General features: G+C 42.8%; 15 protein-coding genes and 2 tRNA genes. 15 read left to right on the forward strand and 2 right to left on the reverse strand.

Annotation, left to right across the window (positions count from 1 at the left end):
• Positions 1–37: 37 nt before the first annotated feature.
• Positions 38–113: transfer RNA gene (locus CTN01_RS20900), tRNA-Gly, on the forward strand.
• A gap of 52 nt (positions 114–165) precedes the next feature.
• A tRNA-Gly gene (locus CTN01_RS20905) sits at positions 166–241 on the forward strand.
• A 747-nt stretch (positions 242–988) separates the two neighbouring features.
• Here CTN01_RS20905 and queG read toward each other — a convergent pair.
• Positions 989–2,122: a tRNA epoxyqueuosine(34) reductase QueG gene (gene queG, locus CTN01_RS20910; protein ID WP_045129173.1), complete on the reverse strand. Its 1,134-nt coding sequence runs from the start codon at positions 2,120–2,122 to the stop codon at positions 989–991.
• Between the two features lie 200 nt (positions 2,123–2,322).
• Between queG and CTN01_RS20915 the strand changes: the two genes are divergently transcribed.
• The 12 genes from CTN01_RS20915 (at position 2,323) to motX (ending at position 15,560) form a co-directional block, all read left to right on the forward strand.
• Positions 2,323–3,807 (forward strand): bifunctional ADP-dependent NAD(P)H-hydrate dehydratase/NAD(P)H-hydrate epimerase, encoded by a 1,485-nt coding sequence (locus tag CTN01_RS20915; RefSeq protein ID WP_045150450.1) that lies wholly within the window; start codon positions 2,323–2,325, stop codon positions 3,805–3,807.
• 4 nt (positions 3,808–3,811) lie between these two features.
• Positions 3,812–4,276 carry a tRNA (adenosine(37)-N6)-threonylcarbamoyltransferase complex ATPase subunit type 1 TsaE gene (gene tsaE, locus CTN01_RS20920; RefSeq protein ID WP_005372826.1) on the forward strand — a complete coding sequence of 155 codons (465 nt, stop codon included), beginning with the start codon at positions 3,812–3,814 and terminating at the stop codon, positions 4,274–4,276.
• A gap of 5 nt (positions 4,277–4,281) precedes the next feature.
• Positions 4,282–6,024: a LysM peptidoglycan-binding domain-containing protein gene (locus CTN01_RS20925; protein WP_181318113.1), complete on the forward strand. Its 1,743-nt coding sequence runs from the start codon at positions 4,282–4,284 to the stop codon at positions 6,022–6,024.
• 2 nt (positions 6,025–6,026) lie between these two features.
• Positions 6,027–8,198, forward strand: coding sequence for a DNA mismatch repair endonuclease MutL (gene mutL / locus CTN01_RS20930; RefSeq protein WP_045150452.1), 2,172 nt, complete (start codon positions 6,027–6,029; stop codon positions 8,196–8,198).
• A gap of 2 nt (positions 8,199–8,200) precedes the next feature.
• Positions 8,201–9,136, forward strand: a complete 936-nt coding sequence (gene miaA, locus CTN01_RS20935) for a tRNA (adenosine(37)-N6)-dimethylallyltransferase MiaA (protein WP_045150461.1) — start codon at positions 8,201–8,203, stop codon at positions 9,134–9,136.
• Between the two features lie 86 nt (positions 9,137–9,222).
• Complete coding sequence (gene hfq, locus CTN01_RS20940; RefSeq protein ID WP_005372819.1) at positions 9,223–9,489, forward strand: RNA chaperone Hfq; 267 nt, start codon at positions 9,223–9,225, stop codon at positions 9,487–9,489.
• Positions 9,490–9,517: 28 nt separating this feature from the next.
• Positions 9,518–10,807, forward strand: a complete 1,290-nt coding sequence (hflX, locus tag CTN01_RS20945) for a ribosome rescue GTPase HflX (protein ID WP_005372817.1) — start codon at positions 9,518–9,520, stop codon at positions 10,805–10,807.
• 54 nt (positions 10,808–10,861) lie between these two features.
• A complete protein-coding gene (gene hflK, locus CTN01_RS20950) occupies positions 10,862–12,028 on the forward strand; it encodes an FtsH protease activity modulator HflK (protein ID WP_045084855.1) in 1,167 nt (388 codons plus the stop codon).
• 2 nt (positions 12,029–12,030) lie between these two features.
• Positions 12,031–13,032 (forward strand): protease modulator HflC, encoded by a 1,002-nt coding sequence (gene hflC, locus CTN01_RS20955; RefSeq protein WP_045084856.1) that lies wholly within the window; start codon positions 12,031–12,033, stop codon positions 13,030–13,032.
• A 73-nt stretch (positions 13,033–13,105) separates the two neighbouring features.
• The gene (locus CTN01_RS20960; protein WP_005372812.1) at positions 13,106–13,300 is read left to right on the forward strand and encodes a DUF2065 domain-containing protein; all 195 of its coding nucleotides are present in this window, start codon (positions 13,106–13,108) and stop codon (positions 13,298–13,300) included.
• A gap of 122 nt (positions 13,301–13,422) precedes the next feature.
• Entirely contained in the window at positions 13,423–14,739 is a 1,317-nt protein-coding gene (locus CTN01_RS20965; protein WP_005372810.1) for an adenylosuccinate synthase, read from the forward strand.
• Between the two features lie 194 nt (positions 14,740–14,933).
• Positions 14,934–15,560, forward strand: a complete 627-nt coding sequence (gene motX / locus CTN01_RS20970; RefSeq protein ID WP_045150462.1) for a flagellar protein MotX — start codon at positions 14,934–14,936, stop codon at positions 15,558–15,560.
• Positions 15,561–15,637: 77 nt separating this feature from the next.
• Here motX and hmpA read toward each other — a convergent pair whose 3' ends face one another.
• Positions 15,638–16,840 (reverse strand): NO-inducible flavohemoprotein, encoded by a 1,203-nt coding sequence (gene hmpA / locus CTN01_RS20975; RefSeq protein WP_045150453.1) that lies wholly within the window; start codon positions 16,838–16,840, stop codon positions 15,638–15,640.
• Between the two features lie 103 nt (positions 16,841–16,943).
• On the opposite strand from hmpA, the gene nsrR reads away from it, so the two are divergent.
• Positions 16,944–17,378, forward strand: a complete 435-nt coding sequence (gene nsrR, locus CTN01_RS20980) for a nitric oxide-sensing transcriptional repressor NsrR (protein WP_045084859.1) — start codon at positions 16,944–16,946, stop codon at positions 17,376–17,378.
• The last annotated feature ends 134 nt before the right edge of the window (positions 17,379–17,512 follow it).

The following is a 17,512-nucleotide window of genomic DNA, read 5'->3' on the forward strand; positions in this document are numbered from 1 at the left end:
GCGAAAGCGATGAACGTTAGGTGAAAGACCTAGCTATGCGACACTAGCTCAGCTGGTAGAGCGCAACCTTGCCAAGGTTGAGGTCACGAGTTCGAACCTCGTGTGTCGCTCCAATTTGATAGTTCATAACGAAAGTGATGAACGTTAGGTGAAAGACCTAGCTATGCGACACTAGCTCAGCTGGTAGAGCGCAACCTTGCCAAGGTTGAGGTCACGAGTTCGAACCTCGTGTGTCGCTCCAAATTATTGTTTATTTCATTGTAGATAAACAGAGTTATCATCGAACTTATCGATGAACTATTGCTGTGAAGTAATAGTCCTAATGTAGTATTCCTGAGGTATTCGATTACCGATATCATCAGTGTACTGCTTCAAGTGTTTCTAGCTTAGCTACGAAGCCCACTTAGAAGCGATCGGCTTCGACAACATAACTCACTTTGTATAAAGCAACCTTTAAGGGTTGTTTTTGCTGTCTCAGCAATACAGGGGGGTCATGTTGTAACATCAATACTGCTGTATTGGCGCGATATAACTAACGCGTACGCTCTTTTCTTAGTAATGTTTATCTATCGTAACAGTAGTACATAAAGCTGTGCTATCTGAGCGAATAACATTGCAGATAGCGCTAACACATTATTTTTATAATAGTATTTCACCGTTAGATCACAATGAAATTAACAGAGTTATCCACACTACATGTACTGTGGGTAAGTTGGTTGATTAGATGTGCTGATGCTATGTGAGTAACTTTGAAATTTTATTTGAATGGTGTTTAATTACCGTTATCCACAGGTGTTTTTACTTTACTTAACCTCATGTTTTATAATGTAAATGTTGGGTTTTATACCTATTTTTCAACAGTTACTAGGTCATACTCTTCTTCGGGATAACTATCTTGATTATGTTATACACCCCCTGTGTTTAATCTTTACCTATCCCCAAGAAAAAACCTAACTTTAAAAAGTTTTCCACATATCCCCCGAGTGACTTATGCATCTCGAGGTAAGCCTTTCTCAATAATCCGTACTAAACGTTTTGTTTTAGTCGGTAAAATTTCGAGAGCGAGTTGATCTTTTCTTTGTTGTTGTTGCAATAGCGCCCAATCGATATGTGTATCAAGTAATTCAGAGATCCCTTGACGTTGCTGAAGTGCTTCAACAATTTCTATTTGATAGGGGGCATTACCCAGTGCAATAGTGATATTTCTTAGCCATTGAATGTGGCCTATTCGGCGAATAGCAGAGCCTTCAGTATTTTTTAAGAATGTCGCTTCATCCCAAGCATAAAGAGTCAGCAAATCTTGTTGGTATAAGCTGTCACGACAGTGGTAATCGTGCTCTTCTGTTAATTGGCCATGTCTGTTAATTGGGCAAACTAATTGGCAGTCATCGCAACCATAGATACGGTTACCGATAGCACTGCGGTATTGCTCTGGGATCACACCATCAAATTCAATCGTTAAGTATGAGATACAGCGACGAGCATCCACGATCCCTTCTTCAACAATAGCACCTGTTGGACAGCTCGTTATACACGCGACACATTTACCACATTGATCACTGCTTGGTTTATCAATTGGCAGTGGAATATCAACTAATAGTTCACCTAAAAAGAACCAAGAGCCTGCTTGTTCATTTAAAATGAGTGAATGTTTGCCTGTCCAACCAAGCCCAGCTTTTTGTGCCAAAGGACGTTCTAGGATAGGCGCTGAGTCAACAAAAGGTCGGCAACCAAATTGCCCGACGACTTGCTCAATACGTTGCCCTAATTGTTTCAGTCGATTACGGATCAGCTTGTGGTAATCACGACCGAGTGAATAGCGACTAATAAATGCTTTTTGAGGCTGCTTAAGTGTTTGGGCAAATTCAGCGTGCGGAGGAAGGTAATTCATTCTTACGCTGATCACGCGGATAGTGCCGGGTAGCAGTTCAGCAGGGCGCGCACGCATCATGCCATGACGTGCCATCCAGTCCATATCACCGTGATAGCCAGCATCAAGCCAGCGTTGCAATTCAGCTTCGTGTTGTGACAAATCAATATCAGTGATACCCACTTGTTGAAAGCCCAGCTCTTGTCCCCAAGTTTTGATCTGCTCAGCAAGTTGATGGTAATCGATAGTCATAACCGAACTCTTTTATATTGCGCTAAATGAAAGGGGGCGCATTCTAGCATATTCTTGTTTTGATCATAGCGGTGAGAATGTGGATTGCTAAGAATAGGCTGCGATAATGGTCTCTGACGTTGCGATTATAAACGCATAAAATTAACACTGCGCATTTTGATTAGTTATAGTTGTTGCACGTTTATAGAGGACCTTTACCTATGATCACTCATGATATCCCCTTATTTCTCTATACCTCGGAACAAATAAGGCAAGGTGAACAATTACTCACAGAGCAGCAAAATAGTCTCACGCTTTATCACTTAATGGAACGTGCTGGAAAAGCAACGTTTGATCTTATGGATCTGCGGTATCCTCAATGCAAAAAACTGTTAGTGTGCTGTGGTGAAGGTAATAATGGTGGTGATGGCTATGTAGTGGCTCGTTTAGCACATGATCAGGGTATTGATGTTACTGTGTGGGAATCACCGAATGTTAAACGTTTACCTATAGATGCCCGATGCGCTCGTTCTCACTGGTTGCAATGTAATGGTAAAACGATCACTGATACGCCAACCACAAGTTATGAGTTAATTATTGATGCGTTATTAGGGATTGGGATTAAAGGTCAAGTACGTTCAGAAATGGCTGATCGTATTCGTTGGATCAACCATCAAATGACGCCTGTGATTGCAGTGGATGTGCCTTCAGGACTATGTGCAGATACTGGTGCAACCTTTGGTACTGTTATTAAGGCCTCACAAACGCTCTCTTTTATTGGCTTTAAACAAGGGCTGACAACAGGGCAAGCAGCAGAATATTGTGGGGAACGTTATTTTTCAGCCCTAGGATTTGATCTGCAATTTGCGCAAATTATGAAACCATCAGCGTTACACATTACAGAAGCGCAGGTACAGTCATTACTTTTTCCGCGCTCACGTATTGCTCATAAAGGGTGTTTTGGGCGAGTGCTTTGTATTGGTGGTGATCTGGGAATGACGGGAGCTATTCGATTATCGTCAGAAGCCTGTGCCCGTGCAGGTGCTGGCTTAACGTCGGTGATAACACGACCTGACAATGCACTGTCAATTGTGATGATGAGACCTGAGATAATGGCCATTGGTTGGCAGGACTCTTCAAACATACTTGTTGATAAGCTTGCTTGGTCAGATGTGGTTGTATTAGGGCCTGGGCTTGGAACCTGTGATTGGGGGCAATCTCTCTTTGCGCAGTGTCATCATATTGATAAACCTTGTGTCGTTGATGCTGATGGCCTTAATTTACTGGCAAAAGCACCTGACTACCGAGATAATCGAATTATTACACCACATCCCGGTGAGGCGGCGCGATTGTTGAATGTCTCTATTGATGAGATTGAAGCAGATCGGTTTGCCGCGATTCAGCGCTTACAGCAAAATTATGGCGGTGTTGTTGTTTTAAAAGGGGCTGGCAGTTTAATTTATGATGGTAAGACATTATGGATTTGTACTTGCGGCAATCCTGGAATGGCGACAGGGGGGATGGGTGACGTATTATCAGGCATTATTGGTGCTTTACTCGGCCAAGGCTTAGCGTTAGTTGAAGCGGCCTATGCTGGAGTCTGGATCCATAGCCGAGCCGCAGATTTGTGTGCGCAAAGCGGAGAGCGTGGTATGCTGGCATCAGATCTCTTTCCGTTTATTCGTCAATTAGTCAATCCAAGATAAAAACATGCAAACATTTGAAACCTTTCTTGCTGATGAGCAGGCAACAGTAGATTTAGGCCTTAAATTAGCTAAAGCCTGTACGCAACAAACAACGATTTATCTTCACGGCGATTTGGGAGCCGGAAAAACAACGTTTAGTCGTGGTTTTATTCGTGCACTAGGCCATCAAGGGAATGTTAAGAGTCCGACATATACCTTAGTTGAACCTTATGATCTTGCTCCTTGGCAAGTGTATCATTTTGATCTCTATCGCCTTGCAGATCCTGAAGAATTAGAATTTATGGGAATTCGTGATTATTTTACCCAGGATGCTATTTGCTTAGTGGAATGGCCAGAGAAAGGTGATGGGTTATTACCTCAACCCGATCTTGAATTAGAAATGTGTTATCACGGTGAGCAGAGAAAAGTATTGATCCGCGCCAATACGGAATATGGTGCAACATTGATCAATCATTTGGAGTTGAGTTAATTAGGATGGCGTTACGGACGTATTTAAAGCTCCTGATAGTAGGAGCAGGATTAGTGAGTTCTGCTGCCTCTTGGGCAAATGAACTCAAAGGAGTGAGAATCTGGCCGGCGCCAGATGAAACTCGCGTAGTATTAGATCTGCAAAGTAAAGCAGACTATTCTCACTTCTCATTAGCAGGACCTTCTCGTTTAGTGGTTGATCTTAAAGATACTAAGATCAAAACTAAACTTCCTATTGCGGTTCAGAAAAGTGATATTTTAACCAAAGTTCGCACCAGTACAGCGCCTGCAAAAGGTACAACACGACTGGTGTTTGAAGTTAAGCGTGGTGTAACGCCAACAATATTCTCGTTATCACCAACGGGCAGTTATGGTTACCGTTTAGTTTTAGACTTGCCGAATGGAACGTCTAAAACCGTTGGTGCTAAAGAAGAGCAAGCAGAAGAAAAAGCGACGGCAAATAACTTAGCGAAAATGCCATCAGGTACCGCTGATATCGTGGTAGCGGTGGATGCAGGTCACGGTGGTGATGATCCTGGCTCTATTGGTCCAACGCGTAAATATGAAAAAAATGTCACACTAGCGGTTGCGAAAAAACTGGCTGCTAAGATCAATGCAACAACGGGTATGCGTGCAGTACTAACTCGCCGCGGTGACTACTTTGTTCCATTGGGTAAGCGTTCAGAAATTGCGCGTAAGAATAAAGCCCTTCTTTTAGTTTCTATCCATGCTGATGGCTTTACAAAACCGCAACCTCGTGGTGCTTCTGTATGGGTGTTAAACACACGCCGTGCGAATACTGAAATAGGTCGTTGGTTGGAGCAAAGTGAGAAACAATCTGAGCTATTAGGCGGTGGTGATGTTTTATCGAGTAACACGAATGATAAATATCTTGGTCGTGCGGTATTAGATCTTCAATTTAGTTACTCACAAAAAGAAGGCTACGATGTTGCCACTCGTGTATTGCATGAGTTACGTAAAGTGGCACGTTTGCATAAAACGGTTCCGCAATACGCAAGTTTAGCTGTATTGAAATCACCTGATATTCCATCACTATTGGTTGAAACTGGTTTTATTACCAATCCAACAGAAGAGAGATTACTTAATACGACATCACACCAAAACCAATTGGCGAATGCGGTTTACAAAGGGGTGTTGCAGTATTTTGAAGCAAATCCACCTGAAGGTACTTTGTTTGCTTCTCGTTTGAAAGGACGTGGCAGTAAGCATAAAGTGACATCGGGTCAGTCATTAAGCGGTATTGCCCAGAAGTATGGCGTGTCGATGGCATCAATCAAAGCGGCGAATAATCTGAAATCAGACTCAGTGAATATCGGTCAAGTGTTGATTATTCCAGGTAACATTAAGACAGCGTCGGCTTCGACGTCAACGAAAGCGGTGAGCACTCCATCGAGCCGTGCTACAGTGAAACCTGTTGCCTCTACCAAGGTGATTGTGCATAAAGTCGTTCGTGGTGACTATTTAGGTAAGATTGCAGCAAAATATGGTGTTACCATGAGCAGCATCCGTCAACTTAACCACCTAAAATCAGACAATGTAATGCTTGGGCAAAAATTAAAAGTTGCCGTTCCTGCGCCGAAATATGTTCAACATAAAGTGAAGCGTGGTGAGTTTTTGAGTAAGATTGCTGATAAATATGGTGTATCAGTTGCAAGTATTCGTGCTACGAATAAGCTACGTTCTGATAAACTAGCTGTAGGACAGACGCTAATCATACCAAGAAGTTAATTATGCCGATTCAGATTTTACCCGCTCGGCTGGCTAACCAGATTGCAGCGGGTGAAGTTGTTGAACGCCCAGCTTCTGTAGTCAAAGAGCTTGTTGAAAATAGTCTTGATGCCGGTGCTACTCGAATCGATATTGATATCGAAAAAGGTGGCAGCCGGCTCATTCGTATTCGTGATAATGGAAAAGGGATCCCCAAAGATGAGCTTGCTCTCGCCCTTAGCCGTCATGCGACCTCAAAAATTACTACCCTAGATGATCTTGAAGCGATAGTCAGTCTTGGCTTTCGTGGTGAAGCGCTTGCCAGTATCAGCTCCGTCTCTCGTTTAACGTTAACCTCTCGCACCCAAGCGCAAGAAGAAGCGTGGTCAGCGTATGCTGAAGGTCGAGATATGGACGTCCAGTTAAAACCGGCAGCCCATCCGGTAGGTACAACGCTAGAAGTTCTTGATCTTTTCTTTAATACACCTGCGCGTCGTAAGTTCTTACGGACAGAAAAAACAGAATTTAACCATATTGATGAGTTGATCAAACGTATTGCGTTAAGCCGCTTTGATGTTGCTATTACTTTGCGCCATAACGGTAAGATCATTCGACAGTACCGAACGGCACAAACGCCGATTCAAAAAGAGCGTCGATTAGCAACGGCATGCGGTTCAGGCTTTTTACAACATGCATTGGTGGTTGAATTAGCGCACGGGGATTTGAAATTATCCGGTTGGGTATGCAGCTCTCAAGGCGCTCGTGCACAAAATGATATTCAGTATTGTTATGTCAATGGGCGGATGATGAAAGATAAGCTGATCAATCATGCAATTCGTCAGGCTTATGAAACGAGTTTACGATCCGATCAGTATGCAGCTTACGTATTGTATATTGATGTCGATCCTCACCAAGTTGATGTGAATGTTCACCCTGCAAAACATGAAGTACGTTTCCATCAAGCACGTTTGGTACATGATTTTATTTACCAAGCCTTACAAAGTGCATTACAGCAAGGGGCATTAGAAGAAGAGCAGCACCAGTATCAATCACCGATAAGAGCGAGCGCTCATAGTATTGAAGTCGATGAAGATGGTGTCGTGATTGAACCAACAAACTCTGTGACGCAGAGGGTCGCTCAAGCGATAGATGCGACGCCAGAGTATCCTCATAAATCACCGTCATCGGAATGGAATAAGTCTGCGTCGACACCGTCACATTCAGCAAGAGCACCCATTGATAGTGATATGCGTGGCTTAGCAGTATCAGCTGAATATGAGGTAAGTGAAGCGTCTGAGCATAGTATACCGTCTTCTTATTCTGCTTCACCAAGCACAAAGAATAGAGAGCAGAGTCAGTATGATCGTAGCCCTTGTGAGCGACAAGGCAGTAATCAAACAATAAATACAACGAGAACTTCTGATGCTTCATCTGGAGCCTCACGTTCTCCTAAACCGGAAGGGCCTACGGCGGCTGAGATCAAGGCATACCAAAAGCTGTTACAAACGGAATCGCCGACAGAACATGTTTTAGCCGAACAACCGATAGAGCGCATTGCCGAGCCGCGTAGAGAGTGGCAAGCAATGCCTTCAACGGCGGTAGTTAAACAACATGCGATAGCGGGCAAAGCCATGGGGCTTGGTAAAGCCTTATGTTTAGTGGCTGAACGTTATTTATTGATGCAGCAAGAAACTGATATTGCTTTACTGAATTTAGATCATGCAGAATTACTACGTTATGTTGGACAATTGCGTTTAGCACAAACGGAAGGGTTAAAACCTCAACCGCTTTTGATCCCACTATCGGTACCTGTAGAGAGCGATTTAATTGCCTGTGCTGAACAACATGCGATGTTACTTAAACAATTAGGGATTCAACTGAAAGCGAAAGGGAGAAATGGCATAATAATCATGTCAGTATGTATGCCATTAAGACAACAAAACTTACAACAGTTAATTCCGAATTTGTTAACCTACCTACTTTCAGCTTGTGATGATCCAGAAGCACAAGGGTGGGATAAATTATTATATTGGTTAGCTGAACAATGTGTTGGTACAGTGACAAGTTATAGCTTGTCGCAAGCCATTCAGCTAGTCTCTGAATTAGAGCAGCTATGGGGAGAGAACTTGGCAGATCATGAAAGCCACTTACTTCGCCCGGTAGATATGCAAGCAGCAATAGAAGCATTTAAATAATGATAACTAAGCCACAACCTCAAGCCATTTTTTTAATGGGACCAACAGCTTCGGGTAAAACCGATCTTGCAATTCGTTTACGAAAGCAACTGCCTGTTGAGTTGATTAGTGTTGATTCTGCCCTTATTTATAAGGGAATGGATATCGGTACAGCAAAGCCAGATGCGCATGAACTTGCATTAGCACCGCATCGTTTGATCGATATTCGTGATCCAGCGCAAAGTTATTCGGCTGCAGACTTTCGTGCTGATGCACTGAAAGAAATGGCTGATATAGTTGCAGCAGGGCGAATTCCTTTATTAGTTGGTGGTACTATGTTGTACTACAAGGCTTTATTGGAAGGTTTATCGCCTTTACCTGCTGCAGATCTTGAGGTTCGCGCAGGGATTGAACGAGATGCTGCTGAACATGGGTGGCAAGCATTGCATGATGAATTAGTAAGTATTGATCCCGTAGCTGGGGCAAGAATTCATCCCAATGATCCACAGCGATTATCTCGTGCATTGGAAGTTTTCCGAATTTCGGGTAAAACTTTAACTGAGTTAACAAAAACTCAAGGTGAATCTTTACCTTACAAAGTTCATCAATTTGCAATAACTCCCATGGATAGGGCTGTACTGCATCAGCGAATTGAGCTTAGGTTCAATAAAATGATCGAGGCAGGTTTTGAGCAGGAAGTACGTGCGTTGCACGAGCGTGGTGATCTTCACCTTGAGCTTCCTTCTATACGTTGCGTTGGTTATCGTCAGATGTGGGAATATTTGGACGGGAATTATGACTTAGATGAAGCGGTTTTCCGTGGTATCTGTGCTACCCGTCAATTGGCAAAGCGTCAAATCACCTGGCTTCGCGGTTGGAAAGATTTGACCTGGTTGGATAGTAGTGATGTGGATTCCGCGTTACAAACAGTCACAAACTCAGTTAGATGTGATGTTTGATTAACGTGTATACTCTGAACTGCTTTGCGTATTTTTAGTTTTTGTTCGTTGCTAATACAACTACAAACAAATAAGGAAAAGAAATAATGGCTAAGGGGCAATCTCTGCAAGACCCGTTTTTAAATGCGCTGCGTCGTGAACGAATTCCGGTCTCAATTTACTTGGTAAACGGTATCAAACTACAGGGACAAATTGAGTCTTTTGACCAATTTGTGATCCTATTAAAAAACACTGTAAACCAAATGGTATATAAGCATGCTATTTCAACGGTAGTTCCTGCTCGTCCAGTGAACCATCACCACGCAGGTGATCGTCCAGCAGGTACTGAACGTCCAGAAAAAACTGAAGAATAATTTATTCTTCCATTAAGGAGTTAGTGGCTTGTTTGACCGTTATGAAGCCGGTGAACAGGCGATTCTTGTTCATATTAACTTCACGCAAGATGGGGAATGGGAAGATCTTAGCGAATTTGAAATGCTGGTCTCCTCAGCGGGCGTCAATACATTGCATGTTGTCACAGGCAGTCGTAAGACTCCGCACCCTAAATATTACGTTGGAGAAGGTAAGGCACAAGAAATTGCCGACGCGGTAAGAACAGCGGAAGCTGATATCGTTATCTTTAACCACTCCTTGTCTCCCGCTCAAGAGCGTAACTTGGAGCAAATTTGTCAGTGTCGTGTACTCGACAGAACAGGTTTGATCTTAGATATATTTGCTCAACGCGCACGTACCCACGAAGGTAAGTTGCAAGTTGAGCTTGCACAGTTACGTCATATCTCAACCCGATTGATTCGTGGTTGGACTCACCTTGAGCGACAGAAAGGGGGGATCGGTCTGCGTGGACCTGGTGAAACGCAGCTTGAAACAGATAGACGTTTATTGCGCGATCGAATTAAAACAATTCTACGTCGTTTAGATAAAGTGGCTAAACAGCGTGATCAAGGTAGACGCGCGCGAAATCGTGCAGAAATTCCAACGATCTCATTAGTGGGGTATACCAATGCTGGTAAATCCACACTCTTTAATCGGATCACCGATGCGGGGGTTTACGCCGCCGATCAACTGTTTGCAACTCTAGATCCTACACTACGTAAAATTGCAGTGGCTGATGTAGGTACCGCTATTTTAGCTGATACCGTTGGATTTATTCGACATCTTCCCCACGATCTGGTGGCAGCATTTAAAGCTACCCTTAAAGAAACACAAGAGGCTGATCTTTTACTTCATGTGGTTGATGCAAGTGATGATCGCTTCCGTGAAAACATTGAAGCTGTTGAAACAGTACTAGAAGAAATTGATGCAGGTGAAGTGCCTACTTTAATTATCATGAATAAAATTGATAATTTAGAGCATGCAGAACCTCGCATTGAACGAGATGAAGAGGGAGTTCCTCGTCGCGTTTGGGTTTCAGCGATGGAAGGGCAAGGCATTGACTTGTTATTCCAAGCACTAACTGAACGCCTCTCCGGTACGATGGTAGCGCATACCTTACGTGTACCCCCTGAAATGATTGGGCGTATCCGTAGCAAGTTTTATCAGCTGGGATGTATTTTACAAGAAGAATACGAATCAGACGGTTATTTGATGATTGATATTCGTTTGCCTTTGGCGGAATGGTCTCGATTACAAAAAAGAGAAAGTACTTCGTTAGATGACTTTATCGTTGCTTAATGGATTACTAGAGTGATAAAAACTGTCGTCATATCATATTGATGGAGTTCTATAATGGCGTGGAATGAGCCTGGAAACAACGGCGGCCGTGATGATAAAGACCCTTGGGGTAATAATAATCGCGGTGGACGTGAACAAGGGCCACCAGATCTCGATGAGGTTTTTTCAAAACTAAGTCGTAAAGTTGGTGGTGTGTTTGGAAATAAAAAAGGGCCGAGTGGCAGCGGGAGCGCTGTTGGCTTGGGGGCTGTTGCCGTATTAGCTGCGGCGGTTTGGGGTTTTTCTGGTTTTTACACCATTGGCGAAGCAGAGCAAGGCGTTGTGCTGCGTTTTGGTAAGTTCGATCAAGTTGTAAAGCCAGGTCTGAACTGGAAACCAACGTTTATTGATGAAGTTATCCCTGTCAACATTCAAGCGATTCGTTCTCTTCGTGCATCTGGATTGATGTTAACGAAAGATGAAAACGTCCTGAAAGTTGAAATGGATGTTCAGTACCGTGTTGATAACGCTGAGAAGTACTTATTTAGCGTAACGAATGCTGATGATAGTTTGCGTCAGGCAACCGACTCTGCACTTCGTGCCGTGATTGGTGATTCAACCATGGATCAGGCATTGACGACAGGTCGTCAGGCTATTCGTGCGAATACACAAGCGGCAATTGATAAAATTATTGCAAAATACGACATGGGCGTCCGTGTTGTTGATGTGAACTTCCAGTCAGCTCGTCCACCTGAAGCGGTGAAAGATGCATTTGATGATGCAATCGCAGCGCGAGAAGATGAAGAGCGTTATGTTCGTGAAGCAGAAGCTTACAGTAATGATATTTTGCCAAAAGCAACGGGTCGTGCTGAGCGTCTGAAAAACGAGGCTGAAGGTTACTCTGAGCGTGTCGTTAACGGCGCATTGGGTGATGTTGCACAGTTTGATAAATTGTTGCCACAATACCTAGCGGCGAAAGACGTAACACGTGAGCGTTTGTATCTAGATACCATGGAGAAGGTGTACAGTAACACCAGCAAAGTGTTAATTGATACTAAATCAGGTAGTAGTAATAATATGATGTACTTACCACTTGACAAGCTGATGTCTCAGTCAAATCAAGCTGATAAGAAATCCGATAATTCAGGTCGTTTAAGCGGTATTGAATTAGAAAAAGTAGAAACTCCAACTCCAGTTGCACCTGCTCCTCGTGCTGATACTGGCCGTCAAGGGAGATATTAATTATGCGTAAGTTAATGATCCCAGTAGTAGTGATTTTTATTGCTTTATTATTGATGTCAGTGTTTGTCGTAAAAGAAGGTGAGCGTGGTATTGTGGTGCGTTTCGGTCGTATCTTAAAAGATAACAATACTGAAATTGCCCGTATTTATGAGCCCGGCCTACATTTTAAAGTACCAGTGTTTGACCGTGTTCATGATTTAGATGCGCGTATTCAAACCATGGATGATCAGGCTGATCGTTTCTTAACAGCTGAGAAGAAAGACGTAATCATTGATACCTATGTGAAATGGCGGATCAAAGATTTTGGTAAGTACTACCTAGCAACAGGTGGTGGTAATACATCAACTGCTGAAGCGTTATTAAAGCGTAAAGTAGTCGATAGCCTACGTGCTGAAATCGGTTCGAAAGAAATTAAGCAGATCGTATCTGGAGAAGACAGCACTTCAACACCAACTACAGAGTCTGATGTTGCACAAACTAAAGCGGCTAAAGCTGCTCTAGCTGTAATTGAAGGTGTGGTACCGGTGAAGAAAGTTGAAGGCCAGCGTGATAAAATCATGGCTGATGTACTTGAAGAAACGCGTGAAAGTGCGAAAGATTTAGGTATTGAAGTGGTTGATTTCCGAATTAAGAAAATTAACCTACCAGATGAAATCAGTGAGTCTATCTACCGTCGAATGCGTGCTGAGCGTGAATCAGTAGCGCGTAGTTACCGTTCGCAAGGTCGTCAACGTGCTGAAGAGTTACGTGCACGTTCTGAGCTTGAAGTAGCCACCGTTCTTTCAGAAGCAACACGTAAAGCACAGGTTATTCGTGGTGACGCGGATGCAAAAGCAGCAGAGATTTACTCAAAAGCTTATAACCAAAACCCAGAGTTCTACAGCTTCTGGCGTTCGCTTAAAGCCTACGAGAAGAGCTTCAACTCTAAAAATGATGTATTGGTTGTTGATCCTAACAATGAATTCTTTAAGTACATGAATCATTCAGAACTTAAAGCAAACTAAACCAATAACAACAGACATCTGTTATCGTAAAGACAAGGCCTCGGCCTTGTCTTTTTTTATGGGGAAAAGAAAAATGTCACATTCAATTTGGATGGCACTAGGCTTAGTATTAGTGGTTGAAGGCTTAGGGCCATTACTTGCACCTCGCGGATGGCGAGAAATGGTTAGCCAATTAAGTCAACAAAATGATAATAATTTGCGTCGTATTGGTGGCTGTTTGGTTGTTGCCGGTGCGGTTATTGCGTATATGATGTATAGACAGATGTAAAATACATAAGCACACAATCGTGACAATTAGCTTGCAGAAATGTTCTACTCGGCTAAAAAATGACTGCAAGCTGAATGTTAAGGTGCTAGAATCCTTTTTTAACTACTGATAGATGAAGAAAGATGGCAAATAATGTAGTCGTTCTTGGCACCCAATGGGGTGACGAAGGTAAAGGTAAAATCGTTGACCTACTGACCGAAGATGCAAAATATGTGGTTCGCTACCAAGGCGGTCATAATGCAGGTCACACCCTAGTTATTGACGGTGAGAAAACAGTTCTTCACCTGATCCCATCAGGTATCCTACGTGACAATGTTAAATGCATCATCGGCAACGGTGTGGTGCTTTCTCCTGATGCGTTAATGAATGAAATGGGTCCACTAGAAGCACGTGGTATTCCTGTTCGTGAGCGTTTATTCCTGTCAGAAGCTTGTCCGTTAATTCTTCCTTACCACATTGCTCTTGACCAAGCGCGTGAAGCTGCTCGTGGTAAAAAAGCAATCGGTACGACTGGTCGTGGTATCGGTCCTGCTTACGAAGATAAAGTTGCACGTCGCGGTCTACGCGTTGGCGATCTTTTCAATAAAGAAGCATTTGCTGAAAAGCTTAAAGAAGTTATGGCTTACCACAACTTCCAGCTTGAGCATTACTACAATGCTGAGCCTGTAAACTACGAAGAAGTGCTAGAAAAAGTACTTTCTCAAGCTGATATCCTAACGTCTATGGTTATCGACGTAACTAAAGAGCTTGATGACGCTCGTCTACGTGGCGACAAGATCATGTTCGAAGGCGCGCAAGGTACGCTACTAGATATCGATCACGGTACTTACCCATACGTAACCTCTTCTAACACGACTGCTGGTGGTGTTGCTGCAGGTTCTGGCTTTGGTCCTCGTCACCTAGGTTACATTCTTGGTATTGCGAAAGCTTACTGTACGCGTGTTGGTGCAGGTCCTTTCCCTACAGAGCTATACGATGGTCTAGACAAGCAAGATCCTGTAGGTAAGCACTTAGGTGATGTTGGCCACGAGTTTGGTGCGACAACAGGTCGTCTACGTCGTACAGGTTGGTTCGATGCCGTAGCTATGCGTCGTGCGGTACAAATCAACTCTATCTCTGGCTTCTGTCTAACTAAATTAGATGTACTAGATGGCTTAAAAGAGCTAAAAATCTGTACTGCGTACAAAACTAAGAGCGGTGAAATCTTAGAAGTTTCACCAATGGCTGCTGACGAGTACGAAGATCTAGAGCTTGTTTATGAAACTATGCCGGGTTGGAGCGAAACTACATTTGGTGCTAAGTCACTAGACGCGCTTCCACAAGCAGCATTAGATTACATCGCACGTATCGAAGAGCTAACTGGCGTTCCAATTGATATTATCTCTACAGGCCCTGACCGTAACGAGACAATCATCAAAGTTCACCCATACGGTGAATAATTATCGCTGATGCGAATTGATTTAAAAACCAGCTTTCGGGCTGGTTTTTTTATATTTTGATAAAGTGAATCCAGCCATATTCTCGAACTATAAACACACTGAAAAGCAAATCATCACTCAGTCAGAGAAAGTTAGCTAAAGTCTTTAGAGATAATGTCGATAAAAGACTATCCCTAGTCTGAGAACCAATGATGATGAAGCTTCCTATCTTATTATTGATTAGCCAGTTATTTATTTCTTCCGCTTACGCATTGGACAATGTGGGAGATGCTGTTCCCATTTATAGCGATGATGAACTGATACAACTTTTTGAAGAGAATCAGCATCTAAAAAAAGTAAAAACTGATGATTGCCAGCTTGTGCAAGATATTAAAGCGCGTGCAGAGCGAGTAGAGTCACCTTCTTATCAGTTCTTATATGGTGATATGTTAGCTTGGGGCGTGTGTGTTGATAAAGATGTTGAACAAGGCTTGTATTATATGCGAGCGGCTGCGCAGCAAGGCTTACCGGTAGCGCTTGAACAATTAGGGCGTTATTACGCACAAGGGGTGTTATTGCAGCAAGATAAAGAGCGTGCGATCCCGTATTTACGAGAAGCTGCGGCGCTTGGAAATATTAAAGCGCGCCTTCAGCTAGCTGAACTATTAGTGTCAGATCATGGTAGTCCACTCGATTACGAAGATGCTTATCGCTGGCTGTATCAAACCACGGCGGCGAATAAATCGTTATATAACCAACTGAGTACGTTACGTCGAAAATTAGAATTACGTATGCCTGAAAATATTATTGCTCGGGCAAAACAACGTTCCAGTTTATGGTAACTTGTCCCAAATAACCCAGTAAACTGATTAAAAAAGCACAGCATTTCGCTGTGCTTTGTTGTATTAGCTGCGCTAAGTTATAGGACTTTGTGTGGGCCGAAACATTCGTAGTGAATACGATCTTCAGATACACCTAATGCTAATAGCTGTTTAGCGATATATTGCATGAAGGCAACAGGGCCACAGAAGTAAAAGTGCATGTTTTCATCTGTTAGCTGTGGTGCTATTGTGCTGAGATCCATTAAGCCTTGGTAGTCATAATCTTCGGCAGGAAGATCGCTATCAAGCGGCGTGTTATACCAAGTGATATCTTGAATGTGATTGTGCTGCTGCGCGAGTGCTTTTACCTGTTTCTTGTAGGCATGATGTGCGCCATTTTCTGTTGCATGTAGCCAGTTAACAGATGCTTGGTGTTCAGTCAGTGATTCAAGCATTGAAAGCGTTGGCGTTAAACCCACACCTGCGGAAAGTAATGTGACAGGTGTGTTTGCTTCTACATCTAAGAAGAAGTCACCTGCAGGAGCTGCAAGCATTACTTTATCGCCAATATTGATATTGTTATGTAAGTAGTTTGAAACTTTACCGTGAGATTCACGTTTTACTGAAATACGGTACTGATCATCTTGTGGTGCTGAAGATAAGCTATATTGACGGATTTCTTGGTTCTCTAATTCGTCAGCATTAAGGTAGATCCCCAGATATTGCCCAGGTTTATAGCTTGCGACCTTACCGCCATCAGTAGGCTTAAAGGTAAAGCTCGTGATAAATTCGCTGTCTTGTTGCTTGTTGATTACGACGAACTCACGAGTGCCACGCCATCCACCAACTTTATTCGCATTTTCTTGATAGATTTCTTCTTCACGATTGATGAAAATATTAGCCAGCAATCCATAAGCTTCCGCCCAAGCGTCTAATACATCTTGTCCTGGCGCTAATAATTCATCAATGGTTGCGATAAGGTGAGAGCCAACAATATTGTATTGCTCTGCGGTGATCATAAAACTGGTATGTTTGTGAGCAATCTTTTCTACTGCAGGTAAAAGCACAGCAAGATTTTCGATATTATTGGCATAAGCGCAAATGGCATTAAATAACGCTTCTTGTTGGCTAGAAGGTTGATTATTTGCCCCATTTTTTTGGTGGCTCATGTTAAAAACATCTTTTAACTCAGGGTTGTGACTAAACATACGCTGATAGAAATGTTGGGTAACCATAGGGCCTGCTTCTGCAATGACAGGAGCTGTTGTTTTAACAATATCGATCGTTTTTTGACTAAGCATGAGCACTTCCTAAAAGATGTATTTATAATATATGTTATAAGTTGTATCTGATCTGTATCTTTTAGTCAAGAAGAAGATTAAAATAACAACAGGAGGGGCCATTGTGCAGTTAACTAGTTTTACCGATTACGGCTTACGAGCTCTGATATATCTTGCGTCGCTACCAGAAGGTGAGCTAACAAGTATTACGAAAGTGACAGAAATATATAATGTGTCACGTAACCATATGGTTAAAATAATCAATAAATTAGGTCAGTTAGGCTATATCGAAACGGTGCGCGGAAAAAATGGCGGCATTCGTTTAGGTAAGTCAGCTGAATCTATTATTATTGGCGATGTCGTACGTGCAATAGAACCGTTACAGATTGTTAATTGTAGCCTTGAATTTTGCCATATAACGCCAGCTTGCCGATTAAAAGGTGTGCTTGCTGATGCAAGAGAAGCATTTTTGGCTGAGCTAGATAAATATACCTTGTTAACCTTAGTTGAAGATAATGCGCCGTTGCTGAATTTATTAAGCAACCCTAACAAGTTATAAAACATCATTTGGTTATACGTTTAATTAGCATATTCCTCCCAAAATTTAGTGGAGCAGCAGTCTTTATAGCGCTGCTCCCGTCTGATCACCTAAAAGCCAGATATACCTCAGGTATAGGTTGGCCTACAGGAAAA

The sequence above is a fragment of the Photobacterium angustum genome, from assembly GCF_003026365.1.
GTDB classification, from domain to species: domain Bacteria; phylum Pseudomonadota; class Gammaproteobacteria; order Enterobacterales; family Vibrionaceae; genus Photobacterium; species Photobacterium angustum.

Excerpts from the sequence above, each read along its gene's own strand:
- CTN01_RS20960 (WP_005372812.1), top strand. The coding sequence starts at position 13,106 with ATGTCACATTCAATTTGGATGGCACTAGGCTTAGTATTAGTGGTTGAA.
- queG (WP_045129173.1), bottom strand. The coding sequence starts at position 2,122 with ATGACTATCGATTACCATCAACTTGCTGAGCAGATCAAAACTTGGGGA.
- CTN01_RS20915 (WP_045150450.1), top strand. The coding sequence starts at position 2,323 with ATGATCACTCATGATATCCCCTTATTTCTCTATACCTCGGAACAAATA.
- hflK (WP_045084855.1), top strand. The coding sequence starts at position 10,862 with ATGGCGTGGAATGAGCCTGGAAACAACGGCGGCCGTGATGATAAAGAC.
- hmpA (WP_045150453.1), bottom strand. The coding sequence starts at position 16,840 with ATGCTTAGTCAAAAAACGATCGATATTGTTAAAACAACAGCTCCTGTC.
- motX (WP_045150462.1), top strand. The coding sequence starts at position 14,934 with ATGAAGCTTCCTATCTTATTATTGATTAGCCAGTTATTTATTTCTTCC.
- CTN01_RS20925 (WP_181318113.1), top strand. The coding sequence starts at position 4,282 with ATGGCGTTACGGACGTATTTAAAGCTCCTGATAGTAGGAGCAGGATTA.
- CTN01_RS20965 (WP_005372810.1), top strand. The coding sequence starts at position 13,423 with ATGGCAAATAATGTAGTCGTTCTTGGCACCCAATGGGGTGACGAAGGT.
- tsaE (WP_005372826.1), top strand. The coding sequence starts at position 3,812 with ATGCAAACATTTGAAACCTTTCTTGCTGATGAGCAGGCAACAGTAGAT.
- mutL (WP_045150452.1), top strand. The coding sequence starts at position 6,027 with ATGCCGATTCAGATTTTACCCGCTCGGCTGGCTAACCAGATTGCAGCG.
- hflC (WP_045084856.1), top strand. The coding sequence starts at position 12,031 with ATGCGTAAGTTAATGATCCCAGTAGTAGTGATTTTTATTGCTTTATTA.
- hfq (WP_005372819.1), top strand. The coding sequence starts at position 9,223 with ATGGCTAAGGGGCAATCTCTGCAAGACCCGTTTTTAAATGCGCTGCGT.